This is a genomic window from Paraburkholderia strydomiana, from assembly GCF_046030495.1.
GTDB classification, from domain to species: domain Bacteria; phylum Pseudomonadota; class Gammaproteobacteria; order Burkholderiales; family Burkholderiaceae; genus Paraburkholderia; species Paraburkholderia strydomiana_A.
Genome location: NZ_JAQQCJ010000025.1, coordinates 1 through 23,904, shown reverse-complemented (window position 1 = coordinate 23,904; position 23,904 = coordinate 1). Strand labels below are relative to the sequence as shown.

The window sequence follows — 23,904 nt, the reverse complement described above, 5'->3', positions numbered from 1 at the left end:
GGTCCTGGCTCGGGGTCTCAGCTCAGGTCACGTCGTGTATAAACGGTCTCGCCCGCGCGCACGACCCTCGCGCACAACGGACGTCCGATCCAGTACGCCAGCTCCGCGAGCGAATCGACCGACCAGACCGCGAAGTCGGCCGCACGTCCGGCTTCAAGCACGCCGTGCGTGTCCGCTTTGCCGAGCGCGCGCGCCGCATGCGTGCTCACGCCTTGCAGCACTTCGGGCACGGTCATGCGAAACAGCGTGCTCGCCATGTTCATCATCAGCAGCAGCGACGTGGCGGGCGACGTGCCGGGGTTGCTGTCGGTCGAAATCGCGATCGGCACCTCGTAGCGGCGCAACAATTCGAGCGGCGGCAATTGCGTTTCGCGGATGAAGTAGTACGCGCCCGGCAACAGCACGGCCACCGTGCCCGCCGCTTTCATCGCGGCGACGCCGGCTTCGTCGAGGAATTCGAGGTGGTCGGCGGACAGCGCGCGATGGCGCGCGGCAAGTGCGGTGCCGCCACCGTTCGACAACTGCTCGGCGTGCATCTTCACCGGCAGCTTGTAGCGCTCTGCCGCGTTGAACACGCGCTCGCTTTGCGCGAGCGAAAAGCCGATGCGCTCGCAGAACACATCGACCGCATCGACGAGGCCTTCATCGACGAGCGCGGGCAGCATCGTCTTGCAGACTTCGTCGATATACGCGTCCGCGCGGCCGGCGAATTCGGGCGGCAATGCGTGCGCGCCGAGAAACGTCGTGTAGACCGTCACCGGATAGCGCTCGCCCAACTGCCGTGCGACGCGCAGCATCTTGCGCTCGCTGGCGAGATCGAGGCCGTAGCCGGATTTGATTTCGATGGCCGTCACGCCTTCGGCCAGCAGCGGTTCGAGCCGCGCGGCCGCTTGCCGGAACAGCGAGGCTTCGTCCGCGGCGCGCGTGGCGCGCACCGTCGAGACGATGCCGCCGCCCTGCCGCGCGATCTCCTCATAGCTGACGCCCGCGAGGCGCTGCGCGAATTCGTCCGCGCGCTGCCCGCCGTACACCAGATGCGTATGGCAATCGACGAGGCCCGGCGTCACCCATGCGCCGTGCAAATCTTCGCGCGGCCACGCGGCGTAGTGAGCGGGTAATTCGGAGGCTGCGCCGAGCCATGCAATGCGCCCGTCTTCGACGGCGATCGCGGCATCGGCGAGCGTGTGTTGGGGGTCGCCCTGCGGGCAGAGTTTCAGGTGATGCCAGACGGTTTGCTTCATCGCGTGCCCGTTGCAGCTCGTTGGGTTCCCTGGTGGTTCGCATGCGCGCGCTTTTCTGCGGCGTCGAGGCGCGCACGCGAAGCGTCGTCATCGTACGGTGTAGCGGATGCTGATTGCGAGCACCGCGCCCGCGCCTTCGAGTGTGCACGACAGCGCGTTCGACGGGTCCTGCATGTCGATGCGCAGCGTGTCGCCGGTGTCGAGCGCCAGCGCTTCGGCGTCGCCGGCGGCGAGCGAAACCGAGCCGCTTGCGCAGTACAGCAGCACGACATCCGCCGACACGCTGTGTTGCTTGCGTTGCTGCGATTGTCCACGCCACACGTCGAGTTCGCCCTGCGCCGCGTCACGCCGCACCATCAGGTTGAAGTCGCGCGTCGCACCGTCGACGACACGCGCGTCGATCCGCGCTTCGCCGTCGAAACGTGCGATGTCGAGTGCCCGCGTCAGCGGGTGCGACTTCACCGCGCGCGCGCCGGTTTCGTCGAGCACCATCCCCGCGCCGGACAGCAACACCAGCGTACGGTCGATGCCCTCGAAACGCGAGAACGGCCCGGCCTGCGCGACGTCGGCGATGCTCACGCGCCACACGAAATCGTTCATGCCGGCGCGCTCGGGGAACACCGCCACTTCGCGCGTGACGCCGCCGCCGTTCTTCCACGGCGCCGCCACGAGCTCGGCGCCGCGAATCAGCGTGAGCGTCGCCATGCTGCCCACGTCCGCCACGATCAGCGGCCCAGCATCGGCAGATTGAGGCCCGCCTCGCGCGCGGTGTCCTGCGCGAGTTCGTAGCCTGCATCCGCGTGACGCATCACGCCGGTGGCCGGGTCGTTGAACAGCACGCGGCCGAGGCGTTCGCGCGCGGCATCCGTGCCGTCCGCGACGATCACGACGCCGGAGTGCTGGCTAAAGCCCATGCCAACCCCGCCGCCATGGTGCAGCGACACCCACGACGCGCCGCCCGCCGTATTCAGCAGCGCGTTGAGCAGCGGCCAGTCGCTGACCGCGTCCGAGCCATCCTTCATCGATTCGGTTTCGCGATTCGGGCTTGCCACCGAACCGGTGTCGAGGTGATCGCGGCCAATCACGATCGGCGCCTTCAGCTCACCGTTCCTCACCATCTCGTTGAACGCCTGACCGAGGCGATAGCGATCCTTCACGCCGACCCAGCAGATCCGCGCCGGCAGCCCCTGGAACGCGATGCGTTCGCGCGCCATGTCGAGCCAGTTGTGCAGATGCGGATCGTCGGGGATCAGTTCCTTGACCTTCGCGTCGGTCTTGTAGATATCCTCAGGATCGCCCGACAGCGCGACCCAGCGGAACGGGCCCTTGCCTTCGCAGAACAGCGGGCGGATATACGCGGGCACGAAGCCCGGAAAATCGAAGGCGTTCTCGACGCCCATTTCCAGCGCCATCTGACGGATGTTGTTGCCGTAGTCGAGCGTGGCCGCGCCGCGCTCCTGCAGCGTGAGCATCGCCTGCACCTGTTTGGCCATCGATTGCTTGGCCGGCATGATGATGCTGTCCGGCGCGGTCTTCATGCGCTCGCGCCAGTCTTCCACGCTCCAGCCTTGCGGCAGGTAGCCGTGAATCGGATCGTGCGCGCTGGTCTGGTCGGTCACGCAGTCCGGCGTGATGCCGCGCGCCACGCACTCGGCGAACACGTCGGCGGCATTGCCGAGCAGACCGATCGACACCGGCTTGCCGGCCTGCTTCGCTGCGTCGAGCATCGCGAGCGCTTCGTCGAGCGTCTTTGCTTTCTTGTCGACGTAGCGCGTCTTCAGACGGAAATCGATGCGCGTCTCGTCGCATTCGACCGCGATCATCGAGAAGCCCGCCATGGTCGCGGCGAGCGGCTGCGCGCCGCCCATGCCGCCGAGACCGCCGGTCAAAATCCAGCGGCCCTTCGGATCGCCGTTGAAGTGCTGGTTCGCCACCGAGAAGAACGTCTCGTAGGTGCCCTGCACGATGCCCTGGCTGCCGATGTAGATCCAGCTGCCCGCGGTCATCTGACCGTACATCATCAAGCCCTTGCGATCGAGTTCGTGAAAGTGTTCCCACGTCGCCCAATGCGGCACCAGGTTCGAATTGGCGAGCAGCACGCGCGGCGCATCCGCATGCGTGCGGAACACGCCGACCGGCTTGCCCGATTGAATCAGCAGCGTCTCGTCCTCGTTCAGGTCCTTCAGCGACGCGAGAATCTGATCGAAGCAATCCCAGTTGCGCGCGGCGCGGCCAATGCCGCCGTACACCACGAGCGCGTGCGGATGCTCGGCGACTTCGGGGTCCAGATTGTTCTGGATCATCCGGTACGCGGCTTCCGCGATCCACGTCTTGCAGGTCTTTTCCGCACCGCGCGGCGCACGGATCGTACGGGTCGGGTCGAGTCGCGGATCGATGTGTTTCGGGTTGTTCATGGTGGCCCTCGGAAGGCGGGAAAATGTTCGGGAGAGATTCTGGGAATGCGTCGGCAAAAAGTCGGGAACAGCGAAATCAGAAATGTCCGGTGAAGCGGTATCGGCTGCCGGGGTGCCACAGATTGGCAATCGAGGCGACCTGGCTTTGCGACCACGTGCGCCGATGCAGCACGAGACACGGCTCCAGTTCGTCCATCGTCAACAGTTCGCGCGTGTCGGCATCCGCCGCCAGCGCCTCGATCCGGTACTCGACCCGCTGCAACGGCGCGACGCGCACGAGATACTGGTTCGGCGTGGTGTTCGTGAAGTCCTGCAATGCGTAGTCGGGCGCGACGGCCGGGTTGACCCAGCGCTCTTCGAGTTGCACCGGCTCGTCGTTTTCGAAATGCAGCACGCGCGAGTGAAACACCGGGCTGCCCGCGCTCACCTGCATCTCCTCGGCAAGCGCCGCGTCGGCGATGCTCGCGCCGATGTGCAGCACCTTCGCCTGATAGCGATGGCCACGCGCGACGATTTCGTCGGAAATACTGCGGATCGCCACCAGTGTCGATTCGTACTTCGGACGCGCCACGAACGTGCCCGAGCCCTGCACGCGGGTGAGCACCTGCTCCGAGGTCAGCTCGCGCAACGCGCGGTTGACCGTCATGCGCGCGACGTTGAATTCGCGTGCGAGCTCGTTTTCGGAGGGCACCTGGTCGCCTTCACCCCACTCGCCCGCATGGATGCGCGCGAGGATGAAGTCCTTGATGCCCTGATAAGCCGGTGCGTTCATTGGCCTCGTCCGCGTATTCACAACTTACTGCTCGGACACGAACGAGAACGGGCTCAGCTTCGCCACCGTGCCGTCCTGCACGAGCTTCGTGACCGCCGCGATGTCCGGCGCGAAGTAGTGATCGAGTTCGTAGTGCGCGACGTCCTTGCGCACCGCGTCCATCACCTTCTGCAAGCTCGGGCTGGTCTTGTGCGGCGCGCGCAGATCGACGCCTTGCGCGGCGGCGAGTAGTTCGATCGACAGGATGTTCGCGGTGTTCTCCGCGATGTCGCCGAGCTTGCGCGCGGCGAAGGTCGCCATCGACACGTGGTCTTCCTGATTCGCGGAGGTCGGCAGCGAATCGACCGAGGCCGGATGCGCGAGCGTCTTGTTTTCCGAGGCGAGCGCGGCGGCCGTCACGTGAGCGATCATGAAGCCGGAGTTCACTCCGCCGTCGCGCACGAGGAACGGCGGCAGACCCGACAGCGTCGCGTCGATCAGCAATGCGATGCGGCGCTCGGCCAGTGCGCCGATTTCGGCGGCGGCCAATGCGAGGTTGTCCGCGGCGAACGCGACCGGCTCGGCGTGGAAGTTGCCGCCCGAGAGTACTTCGCCGGTGTCCGGGAAAATCAGCGGATTGTCGGAGACCGCGTTGGCTTCCAGCAGCAGCACGTCGGCCGCGTGGCGCATCTGGTCGAGACACGCACCCATGACTTGCGGCTGGCAGCGCAGGCTGTACGGGTCCTGCACCTTGTCGCAATCGGCGTGCGAGACGTTGATGCCCGAGCCTTGCAGCAGCGAGCGGTAAGCCGCCGCCGCGTCGATCTGGCCTTGATGGCCGCGCAGTTCATGAATGCGTGCGTCGAACGGCTTGACCGAACCCATGGCCGCATCCACCGACAACGCCCCCGCCACCAGCGCGGTGCGGTACAGGTCTTCGATCGCGAACATGTTGTAGAGCGCGAGCGCGGTCGACGCCTGCGTGCCGTTGAGCAGCGCGAGACCTTCCTTCGCTTGCAGCGTGAGCGGCTTCAGGCCGACGAGCGCGAGACCTTCGGTGGCCGGCATGCGCTCGCCCTTCGCGAACACTTCGCCGACGCCGAGCAGCGTCGCCGACATATGCGCGAGCGGCGCGAGGTCGCCCGATGCTCCGACCGAACCCTTGACCGGGATCACCGGCAGCACGTCGGCGTTATACAGCGTGATCAGCGCTTCCATCACTTCGCGGCGGATGCCCGAGTGGCCGCGGCCGAGACTCGACAGCTTCAGCGCGATCAACAGACGCACGACCGGACGCGACATCGGCTCACCCACGCCGACCGCGTGCGACAGCACGAGATTGCGTTGCAGCAGTTCGAGCTGGTCGCGGGGGATATGCGTGCTCGCGAGGCGCCCGAAGCCCGTGTTGATACCGTAGGCCGGCTCGCCCTTCGCGGCGATGTCCGCGACGGCTTGCGCACAGGCGTCGATGGCGGCGTGGCTGGCGGGGTCGAGTTGCAGCGTGACGTGCTCACGTGCGATCTGGCGCAGTTGTGGGAGGGTCAGGTAGCCGGGTGTCAGAATCATGGTGTCGTTGTCCTGTCTATACAATTTCAGAGAAGTCTAGCGGCGAGGTCTTGTATATACAACTTATTTTTTATAAATCCGGCCTGGGGATTTCCATTAAGGGTCGATTGGGTGGCCCTACTTGCCTTTAGAAGTGGTATCCCTGCGCGGGTTCGTTCGGCTTGGGTTGCCGCGTGAGGGCAATGAACTTGTATATACACCTTCATCATGCGCGAAGCCAGCCGGACAAAAAACACTCAGCCACGGCCCTCGTCCCACGCAGCCCGGCTGCACCTCAGGAAAGTTATAGGAGAGCCGGCTCGCGAACCCCAGTCCCTCGTCCGCGCGTGTTCCCATTGTTGATTTCAAATCAAGATTGATTTGAGACCAACACGCTTTTTGCGAGAATCAGGACGGCGGATACTGCATGCCTGTCATCGTGTTTCCACCAGGGAGAACGTCTTGAAAATTTTCATCACGGGCGCAAGCGGGTTTATCGGCGGTTCGATCGCGGCGCATCTCGTGCGCGCCGGCCACCAGGTACGCGGCCTGATCCGCAAACCCGAACACAGCGCCGAGTTGCAGCGTCTCGGCATCGAGCCGGTCACCGGTACGCTCGACGACCGCGCGTTGCTGATCGCCGAAGCGCAAGCCGCCGATGCCGTCATCAATGCCGCGAGCAGCGACCATGAAGGCGCGGTGAAGGCGCTGATCGAAGGGCTGGCCGGTTCCGGCAAGCCGTTCCTGCATACGAGCGGTTCGAGCATCGTCGGCGATGCGTCGGGTGGCGAAGCGGGTGAGGCGCGCATCTATCACGAAGACGCGCTGCCCACGCCGGGCGCTGACAAAGCGGCGCGCGTCGCAATCGATCGGCTGGTGCTCGACGCCGCGCAGCAGAACATCCGCTCGGCCGTGCTGTGCAACACGCTGATCTACGGTCACGGCGCGGTAGCCGGCAGCGCGAGCGTGCAGTTGCCGCGCCTCCAGCGTCAGGCGCAAAAGAGCGGCGTGGTGCGTCACGTCGGCAGCGGCGGCAACATCTGGTCGAACGTGCATATCGACGACGTCGCCGAACTCTATCGCCTCGCGTTGGAGAAGACGCCGGCGGGCACGTTCTATTTCGTCGAAAGCGGCGAAGCGTCGTTCCGCGACATGAGCGCCGCGATCGCTCGCGTGATGAAGCTCGGCGAACCGCAAGACTGGCCGCTCGATGAAGCGCAGAAGGAATGGGGCTATGAAATGGCTTCGTACGGTCTGGGCTCGAACAGCCGCGTGCGCGGCGAGCGCGCGCGCAAGCTGCTCGGCTGGCAGCCGAAGCGCACTTCGGTGATCGACTGGATCGAGCACGACATGCTGGCCGCCAGCAAGACGTCGTAAGCCGTGTAAGCACGGCCGTTGCGAATCCGTAAGCTCGTGCCGATAAAATCGCGCTCACCTGACCGTGCGATTCGACCATCAGGGTCGCACACGAGCCCGGATTTTATCGATGAACCTTGCGTTGAACTTCGACTGGCTGACGAACCTGCTGGCGATTCTATTTATCGTAGCGTGCCTGTACGACGCGCGCTACGACGAATACGGCGTCTTGACGCTGAGCGCGGCCGCGATGGGTCTCGCCGTGATGGCGATCGAGTTTTTCCTCAAGCCCGCCTTCGACATGGCACTTTGATGGGCGAGCAATACGGCATGACGCGCATGCCGTATTGCCTACGCCTTCACTTCAAACGGTATTGCACCGTTCAGGCACCGCACGCGTCACCACCGCCGCGCGTTTCATCTTCATAACGATCGTGATGTTTGACCCAGTCGGTCAGATTGCTGGCTTCGTTGCGTCCTTTCGGCGTGACGTCAAGATGCGCGTACGTGTTGATGAAGCGTTCGTCGCCGCGTCCATAGCACGAATACGTGTGATACACGACGCCGTCGCCGTCCTTGTAGAACACGCTATGGCCGTGATGTTCGTCGATGCCGACGTCCTGCTCGGTAAAGTTGTAGCAGGCCTTCCTGCTGGCTAGCTGCTCGGGTGTGAACGACACGTGGTAGTCGAAATTGAAATCGCTGCCACTCGACGACACCCACGGAAAGGTCCATCCCATCCGCTTTCTGAACACCTCGATCTTCGCGAGCGGCGCGCGCGATACCGTCACGTACGACACGTCGTGGTGCTCCAGGTGCGTCACGATTCCCGTCATGTGATCCGACAGGAACGAGCAGCCGACACAGCCCTCTTCCCAATCCGGGCCCATCATGAAGTGATAAACGATCAACTGGCTGCGGCCGCCGAACAGCTCGGCCAGCGTCTTGCGGCCCTGCGGCGTATCGAACCAGTAGGTCTTGTCGACTTTGACCCATGGCAACGCGCGGCGCTTGCGGGCGAGTTCGTCGCCGGCGCGCATGTGTGCTTTCTCTTCGGCCAGCAGCGCTCTGCTCGCGGCGAACCATTCCTCTCTCGTGGCCATGCTGTGTTGCGGTTCCATTTATGCCTCCTTGCCTGCTGGATGCAGGTTGGTCAGGTGCGCTCACACGCTTCCCGAGCGCTTCCCTGGCAGTTGCATCATCCTGCGCGCCGCGTCGAAAACGGACACCGGGATGGCAATCACAGAGTACGCGTATTCGCCGCGCGCGCAAGCGGCGACGCATCCCAGCGGCTCAGGCATGCGGCCCAAAAAAACGCGGTGCGCCGCAGATCGATCACTGCGACGCACCGCGTCAAGGTGGAGAACAACCGACTACCTGCTCAATGTGAAGCGGCCCCGCCTCACACTGTCTTTCTCCTGCATTCCAGTCACGCAAAGAGGTAGCCAACTTCGCGCACGACCGTGCCCGCCTCCCCGCTCAGATCGCCCAGCCGCCAAGATAAAACCCGACCAGCACGACCGCGATCACCACCGTCCCCACGTTCAGCTTGCGATACTCGCCGCTCACCACGCGGCCGATGACGAGCGTCGCGAAGCCGAGCATGATGCCGGTCACGATGTTCGCCGTCAGCACGATGAACACCGCGCACATCAGCCCCGACATCGCATCGACCATATCGTCCATATGCAGCTTGCTGACGTTCGACAGCATCAGCAGCCCCACGTACATCAGCGCCGGTGCCGTCGCATACGAAGGCACCAGGCCGGCCAGCGGCGAGAAGAACATTACGCCGAGAAACAGCAGGCCGACCACCGCCGCCGCCATCCCGGTCTTCGCGCCGGCCGCGACGCCGACCGTCGATTCGATATACGCCGCCGCCGGCGCGCCGCCCAGCAGGCCCGAGAAAACGGAGCTCAGCGAATCGGCGGTCAATGCGCGGCCGCCGTTGATGATGCGGCCGTTCGCATCGAGCTGGCCCGCCTGCCCCGCGACCGCGCGGATCGTGCCGGTCGCGTCGAACACGGCGGTCATCACGAGCGCGAGCACGCTCGGCAGCACGGCCATCGACAGTGCGCCCTTGATGTCCATCGCGCCGATCAGCGACGCATGGCCCGGCGCGCTCAACGACGGCACCGCGAACACACCATGGAATGCGACGGCCGGATCGAGCGCGAGCCCGATCGCCGAAATCGCGACGATCACGATCAGGATCGAGCCCGGCACGCGGCGGCGCACCAGCCCGAAAATTGCCGCGAGCCCCGCCACCGACATCAGCGCCGGCAACGCGGTGATCTGCCCGAGCGCGACCGGCAGACCGGCACCCGGATTCTTCACGACCAGCCCGACGTCGTTGGCGGCGATCAGCAGCAGGAAGAGACCAATGCCGATACCCGTGCCGTGCGCGATGCCGGTCGGCAGATTGCGCAGAATCCACGAGCGCACGCCGGTCACCGAGATCGCGGTGAACACCACGCCCATCAGGAACACCGCGCCGAGCGCGACGTTCGGCTGCAGCCCCTTGCCGAGCACGAGACCGAACGCGGTGAATGCGGTCAGCGAAATCGCGCAGCCGATCGCGATCGGCAGGCGCGCCCACACGCCCATCAGCAGCGAGCCGAACGCGGTGGTCAGGCACACGGCGACGAACACCGCGCTGGTGTCGAAACCCGCCTTGCCGAACATGCCCGGCACGACGAACACGGAATAGACCATCGCGAGAAAGGTCGTGATGCCCGCGACGATCTCCTGACGCTGCGAGCTGCCGCGTGACGAGATTTCGAAATAGCGGTCGAGTAAGCCCTTTCCGTCGAACGACTCGGTCGCGACTTCGGAAATCGCCTGGGCGTGGGGTTCCATCATGATGAGTGCCTCCTTTATCAGCATGCTGAAACGGCCATCGATGCGGCCGTCGTCAGGGTTCGTCTCGTTGAATTGATTGATGTGTGGGTGCTTCGCTCTGCGTGCTTCGCTTTTGCTGCCTTGTTTTGTTGCATCGAAATGTAGGCCAACACAAATATGTCTCCAATCGCATGGATGGCATGCCGGACATGTCACGACGCTTATATCGTTCAGGAGACGCCACAGCCGCGAGCGCGCCGCGCGTTTACACCTACGGCTCGTCATGAAGAGGTGAAAGGCTTCTGACGGCTTTCCGACGCTTTCACAGCCCGCCGGCCCGACACGGACGAGCGCCGCACGGCACGAAGCATGCTTGCGAACACGCGCGCGGATGCCTGCAAAATCGGGGCCGCCCCGGCTCGCGGGTTACACTCTGGCCCGTACCTGTGATAACCGCGGCGGCCTCTCGCGCCCGTCCGCACCGGCCCATGGAGTTTGTCCCGATGACTGGCGGTTTTTCGCGTCCTGCCTGGCGCGTGCTGATCCTCGCTGTCGCGCTTTTCGCGCTGTCCGGCTGCAGCCTGTTGTGGGGCCCGCAGCAGGCGCCGATCGTCGATGCGACGATCATGCCCGTCGAAGCCGCCAGCGCGCCGGTGGAGGCCTCCGCGCCCGAGCCCGTCGAAACCGAGGCGAGCGAACCCGAGCAGCCGAAAAAGCCGAAGAAGCCGGTCGTCAAGCCGCACAAGGTCGAGCCTCCGCCGCCGGTCGTCACGCCCGCGCCGCCGCCTCCTCCTCCCGCGCCGCTGATCGTGCTGCGCACGATCGAGCGCAACGAGGCGCACGCGCTGCTCGACAGCGAAGTGCAGAAGCCCGACGGCAAGGTGGTCGGCCGCGCCGTCGACATGACGGCCGACGCCCTCGGCAAGCCGCGCGAGATGGTCGTCAATCTGCAAGGTTTCCTCGGTGTCGGCGACCGCAAGGTGAACTTCCCGTGGGGCGCGTTCCGCTTCACGCCCACCGCCAAATCCGCGCCGATCACGCTCAACGCCGCGGCGGTGCCCACCGGCCCGGCCAAATCCAATGTCGTGCAGATGCCGCTGATCGACGCCACCGTCGAGCGTTCGAACGGCGCCAAGGTCGGCCGTGTGATCGACGTGCTGATCGACGGCAACGCGCAACCGCAGGCCGTCGTGCTCGACGTCAACGGCATGGTCAGCACCGAGCGGCGCACGATTGCCGCGAACTGGTCGGCACTGCGCTTCGTCACGCGCGATAAGGAACTGCGTCCGCTCATCGATCTGAGCGACGCGCAGATCAACGCGACGCCGCCCTACGCCAACGACAAGCCGATTCGCGCGGTGTCTCCAGCGCCGCCGCCCGCGCCCGCCCCGACGCCTGCGCCAGCCGCCGCGTCGGCGCCTGCCGCGTCGACGGCCATCGCGGTATCCAACGCACGGGCGGCCCGATGATCGGCCGCACCATGGTCACGGCGCGCAGTCTGCGCGCGCTCGATTGGCTTAATTTTTTCGTCGCCAACGTGCAGACGGGCTTCGGGCCGTTCATCGCGTCGTATCTCGCGTCGCATAAGTGGACCCAGGGTGAGATCGGCATGGCGCTCTCGGTCGGCACCATCAGCGCGATGGTGAGCCAGGTGCCGGGCGGCGCCGCGGTCGACGCGCTGCGCAACAAGAAAGGCGCGGCCGCGTGGGCGATCATCGCGATCATCCTGAGCGCGGTGCTGCTGGCCGCCAGTCCGACGGTGCTGCCGGTGATCGCCGCCGAGGTCTTCCACGGCTTCGCAAGCTGCATGCTGACGCCGGCGCTCGCCGCGATTTCGTTCGCGCTGGTGGGGCGCGCGAATCTCGGCGACCGGCTCGGGCGCAATGCGCGCTGGGCGTCGATCGGCAGTGCGGTCGCGGCCGGCTTGATGGGCGTATTCGGCGAATACTATTCGCCGCGCGCGGTGTTCTGGCTGACCGCCGGGCTCGCGGTGCCCGCGTTGATCGCGCTGTCGATGATCCAGCGCACCGATACGGTCGAGTTGCCGAAGGCCGCGCCCACGCCGCAGCAGCTCGAACGGCGCGAGAGCCTGCGCGAGCTGCTGCGCGACAAGCGCATGCTGCTGTTCGCGGCGTGCATCGTGCTGTTCCATCTGTCGAACGCGGCGATGCTGAATCTGGCCGCGGGCGAAGTGACGGCCGGCATGGGCGACAACGTGCAGCTCGTGATCGCGGCGTGCATCATCGTGCCGCAGGCGATCGTCGCGATGATGTCGCCGTGGGTCGGGCGCTCCGCCGAACGCTGGGGACGCAGGCCGATCCTGCTGCTCGGCTTTTCGGCGCTGCCGATCCGCGCGTTGCTGTTCGCCGGAATCAGCAGCCCGTATCTGCTGGTGCCGGTGCAGATGCTGGACGGTCTGAGCGCCGCGGTGTTCGGCGTGATGCTGCCGCTGATTGCCGCCGACGTCGCCGGCGACAAGGGCCGCTACAACCTGTGTATCGGGCTCTTCGGGCTGGCGGCGGGGATCGGGGCGACGTTGAGCACGACGGCCGCGGGTTTCGTCGCGGATCATTTCGGCAATGCGGTCAGCTTCTTCGGTCTCGCCGCAGCGGGTGCGCTGGCCGTGCTGCTCGTGTGGGCGGCCATGCCCGAGACGCGTGATGCGTCGGCAGCCGGTGATGCGCCGCTGGCCGATGGAGAAAAATCAGCGGCGAGGTGATGGCGGACGGGTGGCAGGCGAACGCGCATGCGCGGCCGGGCCACTTAGGTCGCTCGTCAGGTATGGCACTGGGAGGCGTTGAGGTGCATCGAACCGCAACGAAACCGCTCGCCGCATGTGAAAAAGAGCCGCGATGAAAATTCATCGCGGCTCTTTTTCAATCTGGCCGTGCCCTCTTCAGGTACGACACGACCCACACCGCAAGCATTGCGCCGCGCGTCCCACCCGGCGCCTCAATCAATCGCCCGGCCAGCCGTCTCACGCATCCACGGCAACGGCAGCAGCGACACCAGCCCACAGCCGATCAGATACCACGCCGGCGCGAGATTGTTGCCGGAAATCTGAATCAGCCACGTCGCGAAGAACTGCGCGAAGCCGCCGAAGATCGACACCCCGAGGCAATAAACGATCGACATGCCGGTTGCGCGAATCGCACGCGGAAACATCTCAGGCAGCATCACGATATTGGGCACGGCCGTGAACGCGACCAGCACCGCGAGCCCCGCCACCACCGACAGCAACACCGGCACCGTCGGCACGGCATTAATGATCATGAAAGCCGGATACACCGCGGCGATCAGCAACACCCGCGACACCCACAGCACGCGCTTGCGTCCGACGCGATCGGACAGCGCGCCGGCGAACGGCGAACAGATCACCGTGACCACCGCCGCGGCCCACGCGGCCCACAGCGCCGACGACATCGGCAGATGGAGGATCCGGATCGCGTAAGTGGACAGATAGAACAGCACGATGTAATTCGCCGCGGTGCCGCCGATCGTCGTCAGCACACCCATCGTGATGACGCGCGAATGGTCGCGAAACAGCTTGCGCACCGGCTGCGAAGCCGGCACTTGAGCGACGGCCGCGGCCTGCGGCGCCGTGCCGTCCTCGATGCCGGGCAGCGTCTCATCCAGATGACGCCGGATATAAATGCCGATCGGCCCCATCGCCATGCCGATCACGAACGGCACGCGCCAGCCCCAGCTTTCGAGCGCGTCGGTGGACAGCCACGCCGCCAGCGCGACACCGAGCAGCGAGCCGCACACCGTGTTCAAGCCCTGGCTCACGAACTGCCAGCTGCCGTAGAACCCGCGCGTTTTGTCGCTGCCGTATTCGAGCAGCAGCGAGGTCGACGCGCCGATCTCGCCGCCCAGCGCGAAACCCTGAATCAGCCGCGCGAGAATCACCAGCAGCGGCGCGGCGAGACCGATCGCCGCATAGGTCGGCGCAAACGCGATCAGCGCGGAGCCGAGCGTCATCAGCCACAGCGTCAGACTCATTGCCGCCTTGCGGCCCGCGCGATCGGCATAGCCGCCGAGCACCACGCCGCCCACCGGCCGCATGATGAAACCGACGCCGAACGTGCCGACCGCCAGCATCAGTTGCGCGAGCTGCCCTTCCACCGGGAAATACAGCTTGCCGATGATCGTCGCGAAGAAGCTGTAGATCGTGAAGTCGAAAAATTCGAGACCGTTGCCGAGCGTGATCGCGGCAATCGCTTTCGCGTGATGCATGCGCTCGGCCGGCGCTGCACTGTGCTGTGTCGTCTGTCCTGCGGCCGACGCGTTCTGTCTGCCGGGCGCATCGGCGCCTGCGGGTTGCGGTGTGGCGGAATAGTCCATCTGTCTCTCCGTGATGTGCTTGCTGCTGACGCAGCGCATCGCGCTAGCGTCCGCATGGCCTGCTATGGCATACCGTGCCCGCGTCAAACCAGAAACGTCTGCGCGAGTCGCACCCAGTAGGCCGCCCCGGTGGCGAGGCAAGCGTCGTTGAAGTCGTAGCCCGGGTTGTGGACCATGCAGCCGCCCTCGCCATCGCCATTGCCGATGATCAGGTAGCTGCCCGCACAGCGTTCGAGCAGGAATGCGAAATCCTCGCTGCCGGTGAGCGGCTGCATGTCGGCGATCAAGCCGTCTTCGCCGAGCCAGTCGAGCGCGACCTGGCGCGCGAGGCCGGTCATCTGCACGTCGTTGACGAGCACCGGATAGCGGCGCTGATAATCCACCTCGGCACGCGCGCCGAACACGGCGGCCTGCGCGGTGGCCACCGCCGTGATGCGCTCCTGCAGGTAGTCGCGCACCTCGGGTTTGAGCGCGCGCACCGACAGGCGCATCTCGGCGGTCTCCGGGATCACGTTGGGCGCTTCGCCCGCGTGAATCGCACCGACGGTGATGATCGCCATGTCGAGCGGCGCGATGTTGCGCGAGACGATCGACTGCAAGGCGAGCACGATCTGCGCGCACACCACGACCGGATCGACGGCCTTGTGCGGCACCGCGCCGTGGCCGCCGCGCCCCGTCACCGTGATGATCACCGTGTCCGAGGAGGCCATGAACGAGCCCGGCAGGAAGCCGAATTTGCCGGTGGGAAAGCCCGGCATGTTGTGCATCGCGAACACCGCGTCGCAGGGAAACTGCTCGAACAGGCCGTCTTCGAGCATCTTTTTCGCGCCGGCCAGGCCTTCTTCGGCGGGCTGGAAAATCAGGTTCAACGTGCCGTCGAAGCCCTTTTCCTGCGCGAGATGTTTGGCGGCGGCCAGCAGCATCGCGGTGTGTCCGTCGTGGCCGCACGCGTGCATCTTGCCGGGCACCGTGCTCGCGTACGGCAAGCCGGTGGTTTCGTGAATCGGCAGCGCATCCATGTCGGCGCGCAGACCCAGCCTGCGCGTGCCGTTGCCGACCTTCAACTGCCCGACCACGCCCGTCTGACCCAATCCGCGATGCACCGTGTAGCCCCACTCCCGCAGGCGTTCGGCCACGAGGTCGCCGGTGGCGAATTCCTCGTAAGCCAGCTCCGGCTGAGCGTGAATGCGTCGGCGCAGCGCGATCATTTCGTCTTCGAGTTCGGCGATGCCCGCCGGGATGGCCATGGTGTTCACGTGTCGTCTCCGTTGATGAAAGCGTGAACCCAGCATAGCGACGCCGATTTTCCGGCGGCAGGCGTAGAATCGTTGCGGCAGCAACTCCTGGTTGCCACCCTCATCGCACCTTCTTTAGATGAAACTGCATCAACTCAGTACCTTGGCGGCCATTGCGGATACCGGAAGTATCCGGGCGGCGGCACGCGCGCTGGGCCTTTCGCCGGCCGCCGTGACCAAGGCGATGCGCGAACTGGAAGCCGATCTGCACGCCCCGCTGCTCGTGCGCAGCGCGAGCGGCGTCGCCTTCACCGAGTTCGGCCGCGCGCTGGTCGTGCATGCGCGCCTCGTGCTCGGGCAATTGCAACGCGCGCAGGCGGAGATCGAAGCGCTGCGCGGCGCGGCCGCCGGCAAGCTGTCGATCGGCGTCACGCCATGGGTTGCGCTGACCTTTCTGCCGCCCGCCGTGCAGCGGTTCCGGCAACGCATGCCGGAAGTTCAGCTGGAGTTTTTCGAAGGCCTGCTCGCGGTGGTGCAGCCGCGCCTGCGCGACGGCAGCCTCGATTTTTCGATCGGCCGGCCGCCGCCCGCGTCGCCGCAATCGGAGTTTCACAACGTGCCGCTCTTCTCGACGCATTCGGCGGTGGTCGCGCGGCGTGATCATCCGCTGGCCGGTTGCCGCACGCTGCTCGAACTCGAAGACGCGGAGTGGGTGCTGAACTGGGATCCCGCAAGCCGCGAGTCGATCGCGGACAACCTGTTCCGCCAGCGCGGCATGCGCGTGCCGCACACCATTCATCTCGCGCATTCACTGTCGATCGTGCTGGGGCTGCTCGCGCACACGGACATGCTCAGCATCTTTCCGTGGCCGCTCGTCGAAGTGACGCTCGCGAAAGAGAACCTGTGGGCGCTGCCCTTGCGCGAGACGGTCGATGAAACCATCGTCAGCATCACCTCACGGCGCGGCGCGCCGACCAGTCCGGCGGCTCAGTGCTTTCTCGACTGCCTGCGCGAAGTGATCGACGCAGGGGCGAGCTCGCAGGACCCGGAGCAGCGCCGGCTGTTTCATTCGATCGAGTTGCTGCTTTGAGGGTGGCGGGCGCGGTTCGGCGCGACGCGCCCGGCACCCGGTCGGTCAATCGAGAAACTCCGCCGCCCGCTTGCGCAACACCACGCCGAAGTCGTCGAGCCAGCCGATCGACAGGCGCCAGCTCTGCCAGTACAGATCGACGTCGATGTGCTTGCCCGGCGCCATCTCCATCAGTTCGCCGCTCGCCAGATGCGCGGCGATCATCCGCTCCGGACACATGCCCCAGCCGAGGCCCGTCACGCAGGCCCGCAAAAAGCCGGCGACGTGGGGAATCCAGTGCAACGGCGGATCGAGCTCCGCGCGCGTGATGCGGCGCATGAAGCGCTTTTGCAACTGATCCTTCGGATTGAAATCGACGCACGGCGTGCCGCGCAAACTGTCACGCGTGACGCCGTCGGCGAAATAGCGCGCGAAAAACGCCGGCGAACAGACCGCCATATAACGCATCCGTCCGAGCCGCGTGGAGCGGCAGCCTTGCACCGGTTCGGCCTGGGTCGTGACCGCGCCTTGCACGCTGCCGTCGCGAATCCGCTCCGCCGTGTGATCCTGATCGTCGATCACCAGATCGAGCAGCATCTCGCGCTCCGAGCAGAACGGCGCCACCGCGTCGATGAACCAGGTGCCGACGCTGTCGTCGTTGACCGCCACGCGCAACGCCGGCCACGGCTCGACCAACGCGCCGGGCAGCGCGGGCAGACGGCCGGTCAACTCCGCTTCGAGCAATTGCACGCGTTCGGTGTGCCGGCACAACAGCGCGCCCGAGGTGGTCGCGACGCACGGCTGGCCGCGCTTGACCAGCACGCTGCCCACCCGCTCCTCCAGCAGCTTGACCCGCTGCGACACCGCCGACGGCGTGACATTCAGTTCGCTGGCCGCGCGATCGAACGAACCGTGGCGCACCACGGCGGCCAGCGCGTCGAGCAACGCATAGTCGAGCATTAGCGTTCCTTAATCGGCATTAAGTAAATTAGCTTCTCTTATGAGATGCAAAACCGCAGACTAGCCCCGTTGGCTTCTTCCGTCTACTGGATTCGTTTTTATGAACTGGCTATCCTTTTCTCACGGCGCCGCCCTGTGCGCATCGCTGATCGTGACCATCGGCGCGCAAAACGCGTTCGTGCTGCGTCAGGGCATCCTGCGCTCGCATGTCGGCAAGATCGTCGTGCTGTGCGCGCTGTCGGACTTCATTCTGATCGGCGCGGGCGTGGGCGGCGCCTCGGTGCTGGTGGAACGCTACCCGGTGTTCGTCCATGCGATGCTGTACGTCGGGCTCGCCTATCTCGCGTGGTTCGGCATCAACGCGCTGCGCCGCGCCGTGCGCCCCGGGCATGCGGTGCTCGACGCCCAGGCGAACGGCGCGCCGCCCGCGCAACGCGCCCTGCCGATCATCCTGATGACGCTCGCGCTCACCTGGCTCAATCCGCACGTGTATCTCGACACCTTCCTGCTGATCGGCACGGCCGGCGCGCGCGAGCCGCAGGACGCTCGGCTCGCGTTTGCGCTCGGCGCGATGGCGGTGAGCGGGATCTGGTTCGTCGGTCTCGGCTACGGAGCGCGCGCACTGGCGCCGCTGTTTCGCCGGGCGACCGCATGGCGCGTGCTGGACGGCGCGATCGGCAGCATGGTGTTGCTGCTTGCGGTGACCCAGTTGCGGTAATCGCGATCCGTTGCGGCGAAGGCGTGGTTCAGCGCGCCGCCTTGCGCCGCATGCGCAAACGCCCACGAAGCGCCGTTATTCCACCGCCACTTTCTGCGCCGGGTCATGCCCGGCGAGCGCGTCTGCTTCCTCGGCCGGCACGAGCTTCATGAGCCGCGCGAGCACCGGCCACCGCATCAAAGACTGCTGAAACGCCTCCTTCGCCTGCCCGTCGAAGTAACGGGCCGGATCGACTTCGGGCAAGCGGCGCGCGAGGCCGGTGATATCGTCCACCGGCCAGCCGCCGCCATTTTCAGCGGCATGCCCGACGGCTTTCCCTGCGGTCTTCACCGCCGCCGTCGAAGCCGTCTTGCCGTCATCCTTCGTAGTCGCCGCCGTCATTTGCCATCCACCCATACGCCGTCCGGCGTCTTCACGACATAGCCCGATGCCGTCTTCATCGTCACCGTCCCTTCGTTTTCGCCGACCATCTGCGTTTGCGGCAGATTCATGGCGTACTGCGACAAGGTCACGCCCGGCTTGAACGGGCTGTTCGACACGAGATTCGACAGCAGTTGCGCGAGCGCGAGAAAACTTGACGGATTGTCGATCACCGTAGTCGGTCCATGGTTGCCCTGGAAGCCGACCAGCCGCACACCCGCCGGACCATGGATGACGCGCGGCGTCGGAATTTCGCGCAGGCCGGCCACCTGGTTCGCGTCGCCGCGCAAGGCCGCGCCGTGTTCGGGCACGAACACGATCACCGCGCGCCGGCCCGATGCCGCGATCAGATCCGCGAACCGGTCGAAGTCGCTCATCAGCTTGTTCACGCGCTGCGGGTACGAATCGAGGCTCGACAGACTGCTGTTCGGCAGACGGTTGCCGTCGTGCAGACTGATCGTGTTGTAGTACAGCGCGACCGGTCCCGGTGTGCTGGCGCGCTGCGCGTACCAGTTGGCGAGCGTCGCGTAATCGTCGCGAATCGCGGACCCGTCGAACGCGTGCATCGCGACCGGCACGCTGGTGTTCGAAATCATCGGCACGTTCGGCACGCCGGCGTTGTCGTGCACCAGTTGCAGGAAGTTGTCGAAGTGGCCGTCGTGGTTCAGCATCGTCTGCGGCGTGTAACCCGCCTGGGCGAGATCGGCCAGCAGGTGGCACTGTTGCGGCGCGTCCTTGTAAAGGTCCGCGTGCGCCTCCTGCCCGCAGCTCGCCCGCAGCACGCGAATCGCGGCCGGTCCGCTATAGCTCGCCGCCGTGCTGAAGTTCGTGAACAGATAGTCGAAATGGCTCAGCATCGGGTGATTGCGCGCCTTCACGGCATCGAGGTCGTCCCACGACAGCGAGCAGATGTGCAGCACGATCACGTCGAACTGCGTGTTCGGATCGGCGCCGAGATGGCCGAAAGTGACCTGCCGCTGCGACTCCTGCGTACGGAATGCGGCGAGCGCCGCGTTATGGTCGAGCGGCTGCGCGGCGAGCGCATTGCCCGATGCTGCCGCCACGGGCGCGCTGCGCCATTGCGCCAGCACCGTGCTGCCCTCCTGCCACATCGGAATCGCGACCAGCGCGATCAGCACGAAGGTCGCGACGCGCAGCCAGCGGTTCACGATCAGATAGGCGACCAGACCACCGAGCGCGCCGAGCAGCAGCATCGGCGGCAGGAAACGCTGCGCGAGCTCCACCCAGTAGCCGAAGCTGAAGGTGGTGAGGTTGCCGAATTCTTCGGTCAGACGCGCGAACGGCGGCACGTTCGCTTCGTGGTACATCAGCGGTATGCCGATCGCGAGGCCGAGCAGGTTGCGCAACACGCGCAGGCCGCGATGCCTGAGCGTCGCGCTCGCGGCCAGCAGCAACGCGAAGCCGAGGTTGACGAGCCACAGCGGTTGCAGATGGCCGCCCGCGAACAGGTACAGCTTGACGATGAAGTACAGGTTCCACAAAGTCATGAACAGAGTTCTCACATTGGCCGGGCGCGCACGCCAGCGGCATTAATAGCGTGTGCGGTCCAGCGCGAGCAGCGACTGGCACACGCGCAGCACGCCGGTCAGCAGCCTCGAATAGCCCTCGATGCCCATCGTCAGCACGTCCTTCAGGCCGCGCAGCGGGGTGTCCTCGACGGTTTGCTCGTCCCAGTCGAGCCATGCGTCGGCGCGGCCGAACGTGCATTGCACCATCTGCCGTTCCTGTTCGAGCGTCAGGCCGTCGAAGCGCACGCCCAGATGCTTGCCGACGAAACGGCTCACGTAGACGGGAAAATGAAATTGCCGGTCGCCTCGGCTCAGGCAGACGCCGAGGCTGTCGCCGGGCGCGAGCCGCAATGCCGGATCGACTTCGAGACCGAGTCCGCCGGTCGAGTAATCGCTGGTGGTGCACGCGAGCGTCGTGCCGTCCGCGAGCAGCAGCGTGGCCGCCGCGCGCATCGCGATACGATGGGTCACGCGCACCTGCTTCGCCTCACGCGCCACGCTCGCCGCCGCGCCGAGCATCACGAGGTTGTAGAGCGTCCAGAACACGTTCATCAGGATCGTCGCGGTCTCGTCGCCCTGGCCGAACATCAGCCGGTACACGCCCGCCGCCAGCGCGCACACGTTCAGTCCGAGCAGCACCAGATACGGCTTCGACACGGCCCAGTCGAAATAACCTTCGTCGATGCGGCCGCCCTTGTCGGTCACGTTGAACTGGCCGTGCTTCGGACTGAAGAAGGCGATGGTGGTCGGCAGCGCGATATACCAGGCGAGCACCGATTCGTACACTTCGGCCCAGAACGAGTGGCGGAATTTACCCTGCATCCGCGAGTTCGCGATGTTGGCGAGCACGATGTACGGCAGCACGAATCCGGCGATGGTGGTCGCCGACGCGTTGATGAAATACATCTGGAAAAACAGATACGCCATCGGCATGGTCAGGAAGATGAGCCGCGGGATACCGTAGAAAAAATGCAGCATCGCGTTGCCGTAACAGAGCCGCTGGAAGAAGCTCAGGCCGCGGCCGAAAAACGGATTGTCGATGCGGAAAATCTGCGCCATGCCGCGCGCCCAGCGCGTGCGCTGCTTGATGTGGCTCGCGAGACTTTCGGTGGCGAGACCGGCGGCCTGCACGGTCGGTAGATAAGCGGTCGTATAGCCGCGCCGATGCAGTTTGAGCGCGGTATGCGCGTCTTCCGTGACCGTCTCCACCGCGACGCCGCCCACTTCTTCGAGCGCCGTGCGCTTGATCACCGCGCACGAGCCGCAGAAGAACGACGCGTTCCACAGATCGTTGCCGGATTGCACGAGCCCGTAAAACAGGTTGCCTTCGTTGGGCACGCGGCGGAACGTGCCGAGGTTGCGCTCGAACGGGTCGGGCGAGAAGAAGTGATGCGGCGTCTGCACCATCGCGCAACGGGCGTCGCGCAGGAACGTGCCCATCGTGGTTTGCAGGAACGAGCGCGTCGGCACGTGATCGCAATCGAAGATCGCGATGTACTCGCCGTGGGTCTTCTCCAGGGCGCGGTTGATGTTGCCGGCCTTCGCGTGCCGGTTGTCGTCGCGGGTCAGGTAGCCGATGCCGCTGTCGTGCGCGAACTGTCTGAATTCTTCGCGGCGGCCGTCGTCGAGCAGATACACGCGCAGCCGGTCCGCCGGCCAGTCGATGCCCTGGGCGGCGAACACGGTCGGCCGCACCACCGACAGCGGCTCGTTATAGGTCGGAATATAAATGTCGACGCTCGGCCAGTTCGCGGTATCGGCCGGCAGTTCGGCGACCGCGCGGTTCAGCGGCCACGCGGTCTGCACGAAGCCGAGCAGCAGAATGACCCACGTATACGCCTCGGCGCCGAACAGCAGATAGCCGAGAATCGCCTCGCCCGGCGTCTGGAACGACAGCGTCTGCGTGATGCGCCACCAGACATAGCGCGCCATCGCGAGCAACGCGAGTGTCGTCAGGATCAGCACCGGCATGCGGCCAGGGAAGCGGCGCAAGGTCAGTGCGACGGCCACCAGCACTGCGAAGAATTCGAACTGACCATCCGAGGACAACGGCGAGGTGCCGATCATCGTCCACAGGACTGCGCCCGCCAGCACGATGAGCGGCAGCAGCCAGCGAATGTGGCCGACGCGCTGCGTGCCGCTTTCGAGTTGCGCGCCCCAGCGCTGCCACGGCAGGCGCGGCAGCATCGCTTCGATACGGCGGCGCAGGCGGCGCCAGCGCAATAGCACCGGCACCAGCCAGCGGTCGATCCACGCGAGCACGGCGCGCACCTGCGCGGCGGCGCTTCGCTCGGACAGGCGCGGCGCGCGGATGAAAGCGCGCCACAGCCAGGCGCGCAGGCGGTGGGGTTCGAGCACACCCCATTGCAGCGCGAGATGCAGCACGACGGCTCTGATCCAGCGGCGCGGGTAGTCGGGCTTGCCCGGTGAAGGCGGCTGGAACATCAGGCGGACGAACCAGTCGAGCGGTGTGCGGTTGACGGGGACGCCGAGGTTGCGGGCGAGCCAGTCGACGGTGCGCTGACGTCGGGTGCGTGTGGTGGCGCCGGTGGGGGTTGGGGTGGCGTGGGGCGCCAGGCCGGACTCCTCGCCCCGCTCGCCCGTGTCGCCGTTCATCGGCCGGTTCATGCCGCCTCGCCTGCGCGGCGCGCGAGCGTCGCCGATGTCCCGCCGACCCACGCGTCGAGCCAGTTGGCAAGGCCATGCAGATCGTGCGATGCCTGCGAATGCGGCGCATCGTCGAAGAGCCACGTACCGCGCGCGAACGACTCCGGCATCGCCACATCGAGATGCACGCGCTGCGCGAGCGGCAGACCATCGCCGAGCGCCGCCGCGAGCATCGCGAGCACGTCGCGCTGCATGTCGCGCGCCGGGTTCAGGCGGTTCACGATGATCCTCAGAGTCGCGCCGTCGCGCCGCAAGTCATCGAGCCGCGCGACGAGCGTCGCGCAGGCGGCCGGTTCGGGCGGCGTCACGCACAGCACCAGGTCGGCGCAGCGCAGCGCCTGCGCGGCCTGCTGCGAGGGATATCGGGCGGTGTCGATCAGCACGACGCCATCGCGCGGCAAATCGAGTTGCGCGAGCGCGCTCGCGAGCCATCGCGGCTCGGCGGCAAGCCGCGCATCGCAGCGCGCGCTGTGTGCGAGCGAGACCTCGCCGTACGGCACGAACAGCACGCCCTCGGCATTGCGCCACGTATGCGCGTGCCACGCATGGGTCTCGTCGAGCAGCGCTTGCGCGAGCCCGGCGGGCGCGAGGCCGTCGATCCCGAGATGCACGCCGAGCATGTTCTGCGGATCGAAGTCGAGTGCGACCACCTGAGCGCCGCGCCGCGCGAGCAATACCGCGAGCGCGGCGCTCAGCGTCGTGCGGCCCGTGCCGCCGGCGGTGGAAACGACGGCGATCGTTTTCATCGTGTGGCCTCGTCGACGCGCGGCGCGGGGGGGGGCCGCCCGGCGCCCCCCGCCCCCCGGTGGGTATA

20 protein-coding genes are annotated in these 23,904 nt (G+C 66.0%); 6 read left to right on the top strand and 14 right to left on the bottom strand.

What is annotated here, in order from left to right; all coding sequences use genetic code 11:
• Nucleotides 1-17: 17 nt before the first annotated feature.
• From hutI to hutH, 5 genes are all read right to left on the bottom strand, one after another.
• Nucleotides 18-1,241: an imidazolonepropionase gene (gene hutI, locus PQQ53_RS27170; RefSeq protein ID WP_408327486.1), complete on the bottom strand. Its 1,224-nt coding sequence runs from the start codon at nt 1,239-1,241 to the stop codon at nt 18-20.
• An 87-nt stretch (nt 1,242-1,328) separates the two neighbouring features.
• Entirely contained in the window at nt 1,329-1,946 is a 618-nt protein-coding gene (locus PQQ53_RS27165) for a HutD/Ves family protein (protein WP_408327483.1), read from the bottom strand.
• A gap of 20 nt (nt 1,947-1,966) precedes the next feature.
• On the bottom strand, nt 1,967-3,655 hold the full coding sequence (gene hutU, locus PQQ53_RS27160; RefSeq protein WP_408327480.1) for a urocanate hydratase: 1,689 nt from the start codon (nt 3,653-3,655) through the stop codon (nt 1,967-1,969).
• Nucleotides 3,656-3,731: 76 nt separating this feature from the next.
• Nucleotides 3,732-4,427 carry a histidine utilization transcriptional repressor HutC gene (gene hutC / locus PQQ53_RS27155; RefSeq protein ID WP_408148821.1) on the bottom strand — a complete coding sequence of 232 codons (696 nt, stop codon included), beginning with the start codon at nt 4,425-4,427 and terminating at the stop codon, nt 3,732-3,734.
• Between the two features lie 24 nt (nt 4,428-4,451).
• Nucleotides 4,452-5,972, bottom strand: coding sequence for a histidine ammonia-lyase (gene hutH / locus PQQ53_RS27150; protein ID WP_408327477.1), 1,521 nt, complete (start codon nt 5,970-5,972; stop codon nt 4,452-4,454).
• Between the two features lie 441 nt (nt 5,973-6,413).
• On the opposite strand from hutH, the gene PQQ53_RS27145 reads away from it, so the two are divergent.
• Complete coding sequence (locus PQQ53_RS27145) at nt 6,414-7,328, top strand: NAD-dependent epimerase/dehydratase family protein (RefSeq protein ID WP_408327475.1); 915 nt, start codon at nt 6,414-6,416, stop codon at nt 7,326-7,328.
• Nucleotides 7,329-7,437: 109 nt separating this feature from the next.
• The gene (locus tag PQQ53_RS27140) at nt 7,438-7,620 is read left to right on the top strand and encodes a hypothetical protein (protein ID WP_408148826.1); all 183 of its coding nucleotides are present in this window, start codon (nt 7,438-7,440) and stop codon (nt 7,618-7,620) included.
• A gap of 70 nt (nt 7,621-7,690) precedes the next feature.
• Here PQQ53_RS27140 and PQQ53_RS27135 read toward each other — a convergent pair whose 3' ends face one another.
• On the bottom strand, nt 7,691-8,428 hold the full coding sequence (locus PQQ53_RS27135) for a DUF899 domain-containing protein (RefSeq protein ID WP_408327472.1): 738 nt from the start codon (nt 8,426-8,428) through the stop codon (nt 7,691-7,693).
• 358 nt (nt 8,429-8,786) lie between these two features.
• The gene (locus PQQ53_RS27130) at nt 8,787-10,169 is read right to left on the bottom strand and encodes an NCS2 family permease (protein WP_408148830.1); all 1,383 of its coding nucleotides are present in this window, start codon (nt 10,167-10,169) and stop codon (nt 8,787-8,789) included.
• Nucleotides 10,170-10,651: 482 nt separating this feature from the next.
• Between PQQ53_RS27130 and PQQ53_RS27125 the strand changes: the two genes are divergently transcribed.
• Entirely contained in the window at nt 10,652-11,617 is a 966-nt protein-coding gene (locus PQQ53_RS27125; RefSeq protein WP_408327470.1) for a PRC-barrel domain containing protein, read from the top strand.
• Nucleotides 11,614-12,867, top strand: coding sequence for an MFS transporter (locus PQQ53_RS27120; protein WP_408148834.1), 1,254 nt, complete (start codon nt 11,614-11,616; stop codon nt 12,865-12,867). Before PQQ53_RS27125 ends, PQQ53_RS27120 begins: the two co-directional genes overlap by 4 nt.
• 233 nt (nt 12,868-13,100) lie before the next feature.
• On the opposite strand, the gene PQQ53_RS27115 is transcribed toward PQQ53_RS27120, so the two are convergent.
• Nucleotides 13,101-14,492, bottom strand: a complete 1,392-nt coding sequence (locus tag PQQ53_RS27115; protein ID WP_408148836.1) for an MFS transporter — start codon at nt 14,490-14,492, stop codon at nt 13,101-13,103.
• 83 nt (nt 14,493-14,575) lie between these two features.
• Nucleotides 14,576-15,748, bottom strand: coding sequence for a M20 aminoacylase family protein (locus PQQ53_RS27110; protein ID WP_408148838.1), 1,173 nt, complete (start codon nt 15,746-15,748; stop codon nt 14,576-14,578).
• Nucleotides 15,749-15,866: 118 nt separating this feature from the next.
• Between PQQ53_RS27110 and PQQ53_RS27105 the strand changes: the two genes are divergently transcribed.
• Nucleotides 15,867-16,817, top strand: coding sequence for a LysR family transcriptional regulator (locus PQQ53_RS27105; RefSeq protein ID WP_408327468.1), 951 nt, complete (start codon nt 15,867-15,869; stop codon nt 16,815-16,817).
• Nucleotides 16,818-16,862: 45 nt separating this feature from the next.
• Here the strand turns inward: PQQ53_RS27105 and PQQ53_RS27100 are convergent, their stop codons facing one another.
• Nucleotides 16,863-17,756 carry a LysR family transcriptional regulator ArgP gene (locus PQQ53_RS27100; RefSeq protein WP_408148842.1) on the bottom strand — a complete coding sequence of 298 codons (894 nt, stop codon included), beginning with the start codon at nt 17,754-17,756 and terminating at the stop codon, nt 16,863-16,865.
• A 100-nt stretch (nt 17,757-17,856) separates the two neighbouring features.
• On the opposite strand from PQQ53_RS27100, the gene PQQ53_RS27095 reads away from it, so the two are divergent.
• Entirely contained in the window at nt 17,857-18,474 is a 618-nt protein-coding gene (locus PQQ53_RS27095; RefSeq protein WP_408327465.1) for a LysE/ArgO family amino acid transporter, read from the top strand.
• Nucleotides 18,475-18,549: 75 nt separating this feature from the next.
• Here the strand turns inward: PQQ53_RS27095 and PQQ53_RS27090 are convergent, their stop codons facing one another.
• The 4 genes from PQQ53_RS27090 to bcsQ are packed head-to-tail and all read right to left on the bottom strand — an operon-like array spanning nt 18,550 to nt 23,836.
• Complete coding sequence (locus PQQ53_RS27090) at nt 18,550-18,855, bottom strand: hypothetical protein (RefSeq protein ID WP_408327463.1); 306 nt, start codon at nt 18,853-18,855, stop codon at nt 18,550-18,552.
• The gene (gene bcsG / locus PQQ53_RS27085; protein WP_408327461.1) at nt 18,852-20,402 is read right to left on the bottom strand and encodes a cellulose biosynthesis protein BcsG; all 1,551 of its coding nucleotides are present in this window, start codon (nt 20,400-20,402) and stop codon (nt 18,852-18,854) included. Before bcsG ends, PQQ53_RS27090 begins: the two co-directional genes overlap by 4 nt.
• Nucleotides 20,403-20,444: 42 nt before the next feature.
• Nucleotides 20,445-23,051 carry a UDP-forming cellulose synthase catalytic subunit gene (gene bcsA, locus PQQ53_RS27080; RefSeq protein ID WP_408327459.1) on the bottom strand — a complete coding sequence of 869 codons (2,607 nt, stop codon included), beginning with the start codon at nt 23,049-23,051 and terminating at the stop codon, nt 20,445-20,447.
• Nucleotides 23,048-23,836 carry a cellulose biosynthesis protein BcsQ gene (gene bcsQ, locus PQQ53_RS27075; protein WP_408327456.1) on the bottom strand — a complete coding sequence of 263 codons (789 nt, stop codon included), beginning with the start codon at nt 23,834-23,836 and terminating at the stop codon, nt 23,048-23,050. Before bcsQ ends, bcsA begins: the two co-directional genes overlap by 4 nt.
• Between the last annotated feature and the right edge of the window lie 68 nt (nt 23,837-23,904).

What these genes read in the sequence shown, in the direction of transcription:
- hutI (WP_408327486.1), bottom strand. Translation starts at nt 1,241, where the DNA reads ATGAAGCAAACCGTCTGGCATCACCTGAAACTCTGCCCGCAGGGCGAC.
- PQQ53_RS27165 (WP_408327483.1), bottom strand. Translation starts at nt 1,946, where the DNA reads ATGGCGACGCTCACGCTGATTCGCGGCGCCGAGCTCGTGGCGGCGCCG.
- hutU (WP_408327480.1), bottom strand. Translation starts at nt 3,655, where the DNA reads ATGAACAACCCGAAACACATCGATCCGCGACTCGACCCGACCCGTACG.
- hutC (WP_408148821.1), bottom strand. Translation starts at nt 4,427, where the DNA reads ATGAACGCACCGGCTTATCAGGGCATCAAGGACTTCATCCTCGCGCGC.
- hutH (WP_408327477.1), bottom strand. Translation starts at nt 5,972, where the DNA reads ATGATTCTGACACCCGGCTACCTGACCCTCCCACAACTGCGCCAGATC.
- PQQ53_RS27140 (WP_408148826.1), top strand. Translation starts at nt 7,438, where the DNA reads ATGAACCTTGCGTTGAACTTCGACTGGCTGACGAACCTGCTGGCGATT.
- PQQ53_RS27135 (WP_408327472.1), bottom strand. Translation starts at nt 8,428, where the DNA reads ATGGAACCGCAACACAGCATGGCCACGAGAGAGGAATGGTTCGCCGCG.
- PQQ53_RS27130 (WP_408148830.1), bottom strand. Translation starts at nt 10,169, where the DNA reads ATGATGGAACCCCACGCCCAGGCGATTTCCGAAGTCGCGACCGAGTCG.
- PQQ53_RS27125 (WP_408327470.1), top strand. Translation starts at nt 10,652, where the DNA reads ATGACTGGCGGTTTTTCGCGTCCTGCCTGGCGCGTGCTGATCCTCGCT.
- PQQ53_RS27120 (WP_408148834.1), top strand. Translation starts at nt 11,614, where the DNA reads ATGATCGGCCGCACCATGGTCACGGCGCGCAGTCTGCGCGCGCTCGAT.
- PQQ53_RS27115 (WP_408148836.1), bottom strand. Translation starts at nt 14,492, where the DNA reads ATGGACTATTCCGCCACACCGCAACCCGCAGGCGCCGATGCGCCCGGC.
- PQQ53_RS27105 (WP_408327468.1), top strand. Translation starts at nt 15,867, where the DNA reads ATGAAACTGCATCAACTCAGTACCTTGGCGGCCATTGCGGATACCGGA.
- PQQ53_RS27100 (WP_408148842.1), bottom strand. Translation starts at nt 17,756, where the DNA reads ATGCTCGACTATGCGTTGCTCGACGCGCTGGCCGCCGTGGTGCGCCAC.
- PQQ53_RS27095 (WP_408327465.1), top strand. Translation starts at nt 17,857, where the DNA reads ATGAACTGGCTATCCTTTTCTCACGGCGCCGCCCTGTGCGCATCGCTG.
- PQQ53_RS27090 (WP_408327463.1), bottom strand. Translation starts at nt 18,855, where the DNA reads ATGACGGCGGCGACTACGAAGGATGACGGCAAGACGGCTTCGACGGCG.
- bcsG (WP_408327461.1), bottom strand. Translation starts at nt 20,402, where the DNA reads ATGACTTTGTGGAACCTGTACTTCATCGTCAAGCTGTACCTGTTCGCG.
- bcsA (WP_408327459.1), bottom strand. Translation starts at nt 23,051, where the DNA reads ATGAACCGGCCGATGAACGGCGACACGGGCGAGCGGGGCGAGGAGTCC.
- bcsQ (WP_408327456.1), bottom strand. Translation starts at nt 23,836, where the DNA reads ATGAAAACGATCGCCGTCGTTTCCACCGCCGGCGGCACGGGCCGCACG.